Here is a 659-nt window from a genome sequence, read left to right on the forward strand (position 1 = left end):
TTATCATCGTGGGCAGTTTCATTTTGATTTTTGCATTTCCACCATTTGCTGAAGATACGACGTTTACCTTTGGTCGTCTTTGGCTTGACTTTGCTACCACTCACTTTGACACCATTATGATGCCTTTCAATATGTCGATGGGGATCATGACCATCTTCGTGTCGCTCGGTGTCGCCTACAGTCTGGCGAAAGCGTACAAAATGGATGGGATCACTAGCGCGGTTTTATCTTTAATGTGTTTCTTGCTGGTGGCCGCACCAGCTCAAGATGGCACGTTAGCGATGAAACACATGGGCGGTACAGGGATCTTCACTGCAGTAATGTGTGCCTTCTTTGCTGTTGAGCTGTATCGATTTATGAAAAAGCACAACATCACGATTCGCATGCCAGAGCAGGTGCCACCTGCGATCGCGCGTTCTTTCGAGGTGTTACTGCCTGTTCTAGCTGTGTTTGTCACGCTTTATCCATTAAGCATCTTCGTTCAAACCCAATACGACATGTTGATTCCTGATGCAGTTATGGCGATGTTCAAGCCATTAATCAGCGCATCAAATACTTTGCCTGCCATCATTGGTGCACTACTCATGTGTCAATTACTTTGGTTTGCAGGGATTCATGGTGCCGCGATTGTGGTTGGCCTTCTATCGCCAATCTTTCTA

At 46.1% G+C, this 659-nt stretch carries 1 protein-coding gene; it reads left to right on the forward strand.

Annotated features, from left to right (window positions below; all coding sequences use genetic code 11):
* Positions 1-2: 2 nt before the first annotated feature.
* The coding region (locus tag R7Z49_RS25515; RefSeq protein WP_318112457.1) for a PTS transporter subunit EIIC at positions 3-659 on the forward strand (657 nt) is incomplete at its 3' end.

It is taken from the genome of Vibrio sp. 1562, assembly GCF_033340155.1.
Lineage (GTDB): Bacteria > Pseudomonadota > Gammaproteobacteria > Enterobacterales > Vibrionaceae > Vibrio > Vibrio alginolyticus.